The sequence below is a fragment of the Oleiphilus sp. HI0125 genome (genome assembly GCF_001635355.1).
Genome location: NZ_LWGF01001204.1, coordinates 1 through 736, shown reverse-complemented (window position 1 = coordinate 736; position 736 = coordinate 1). Strand labels below are relative to the sequence as shown.

The following is a 736-nucleotide window of genomic DNA, read 5'->3' as shown; positions in this document are numbered from 1 at the left end:
GTCAGCGGTAAAAGTAAAAATTCTAGTACTTGATCGAACTTAATAAGGCGTAAAAAACGCAGAAATAGCATGAGAGAGCTCAGTACGACCAATATGCCTGCCAACATTTCGAATTGCGCTCTCACCCAACCCCAAAAGCTGGTATCAGAAACACTGGGGGTCCAGAGAGCCTGACTCGTTTGCTCAGCAAGCGGCGTCACACTGAGACTGAAATAGGTAATCAAAGCAAAGACAAAACCACCGACACAGCGCAACAAGATCGTAATACGCCAAGAAACTCCTAATGCTTTCGCGACTGCCCCCTCAATAGGAATGGCATGAGCCACCAATACAAGCATCGCTAATGTTGTGATTTGCGCGACTGAGTATGAGCCATCACCCAATTCATAAAACACCACCATCGCCGCGTAGATATTTGTCAGAATGCTTGCAGCCCAAACTAAACCAAACTCACTCGGCAAACCAACAATGTTCATTAAGGGGGCAAGCAACGATGCGAGTAATTCTGTCGCACCAAGCTCTTGCAAAATTTTCACAACCATCACTGCTGGAACCAGAATTTTTAATAAAATCCAATACGCTCGTCCAACATCGTTTGCGAAAGTTTTTACTGCTTCTAGCTGCATAATGTCTGTTCTACGAATAATATACGCGGGGCCGGGGTCATTGCCTCATCACTTTTAGGAGTAGCATAACTTTGGATCTGCCAAGCGTCACGGTTTTATCTCTTTTCATT

The 736-nt window shown here is 44.8% G+C and carries 1 protein-coding gene; it reads right to left on the bottom strand.

The features are described 5' to 3' along the window. The coding region (locus A3762_RS21055; RefSeq protein WP_369820712.1) for a nucleoside recognition domain-containing protein at window positions 1–626 on the bottom strand (626 nt) is incomplete at its 3' end. Between the last annotated feature and the right edge of the window lie 110 nt (window positions 627–736).